The following is a 555-nucleotide window of genomic DNA, read 5'->3' as shown; positions in this document are numbered from 1 at the left end:
CACACGCTTTCAGCAGCGCTTGCTCGTATTTTGAATACGCTACCTTATTGGCCGTCATGCTCGCTAAAGATTGCGATTATTTGGTTTTAGAAGCAGGGCTTGGGGGGGAGTTTGACAGCACGAACGCTTTAGAAAAAACCCTAAGCATTTTCACCCCCATTGATTATGATCATAAGGAATTTTTAGGGGATAGTTTAGAAAGCATTGCACAAACTAAATTAAAAGCGATGGGCTCTCTTAATATCATTGCTCCCCAACAAGAACTGGTTTTAAGTGTGGCTCAAAAAATCGCCAAAGAAAAACACGCAAAATTGATTTTAGTCCCAAATAAAATTTCAAAAGGAGTCAGGGATTATATTGAACGCCACCATTTAGCCCATTTTTTAGCGATGAATTTAGAAGTGGCTCTAAAAGCGTTTGAAACGCTTATGCCATGCAAAGAACAAGAAGTTTTAAAAAACCTAAAGCCCTTGAATTTAATCGGCCGTTGCGAGTTTTTAAGCCCTAATATCTTAATAGATGTGGGGCATAACCCCCATAGCGCTAAAGCCTTAA

Annotated in this window: 1 protein-coding gene; it reads left to right on the top strand. The window is 39.5% G+C overall.

What is annotated here, in order from left to right; genetic code table 11:
• Positions 1 to 56 precede the first annotated feature (56 nt).
• A partial coding sequence (locus IEY73_RS34820; RefSeq protein WP_505744162.1) for a folylpolyglutamate synthase family protein occupies positions 57 to 555 on the top strand: 499 nt, incomplete at its 3' end.

Origin of the sequence: Mangrovihabitans endophyticus, assembly GCF_014646155.1 — a bacterium.
Taxonomy (GTDB): Bacteria; Actinomycetota; Actinomycetes; order Mycobacteriales; family Micromonosporaceae; genus Actinoplanes; species Actinoplanes endophyticus.
Note: the sequence above shows the minus strand (reverse complement) of the source record. Positions and strands in the feature narration are given on the sequence as shown.